Origin of the sequence: Salmonella sp. NW645 (assembly GCF_051703725.1) — a bacterium.
In the GTDB taxonomy this organism is placed as follows: domain Bacteria; phylum Pseudomonadota; class Gammaproteobacteria; order Enterobacterales; family Enterobacteriaceae; genus Salmonella; species Salmonella enterica.
The window spans coordinates 1-374 of sequence record NZ_JAMMKR010000035.1 but is presented as its reverse complement, the minus strand read 5'-3'; the positions used below and the strand labels follow the sequence as shown (position 1 = coordinate 374).

1 protein-coding gene is annotated in these 374 nt (G+C 69.8%); it reads right to left on the bottom strand.

What is annotated here, in order from left to right:
- Window positions 1–374 (bottom strand): TPR domain-containing protein (locus tag NA389_RS21950; protein WP_438795990.1); only part of this gene is annotated, 374 nt, incomplete at both ends.

Sequence of the window (374 nt, the reverse complement as noted above, 5' to 3'; positions counted from 1 at the left end):
ATGAGCCAGCCCTCAACATTGCCGGCATCATTCTGCAGGCGGGTGCGCAGCCCCAGCGCCAGCCGCGCCATCTCCTCTTCATTCAGCGGCTGCGCCTGCGGGTCCAGCGCCCGCGCCAGCAGCCCGGGCGTCTGCGCCGTCGCCTGCTGCCAGGCCCTGACCTGCTGATAGCTGCCGGTCTGTGAGTAACTGATGGCGGCCACGACCAGCGCCATAACCACGCCCGGAAGATACACCCCCACCCCTGCGCGTGGTCCCGCCGCAGGAATGGCGTCAGCCAGGACGTCCTGTCTGATACGCACCCGCCGGCGCGTGCGGGCAACGATTATCCACCCGCCCGCCACGATGGCGGCCAGCGGCAGCACCCACAGCAG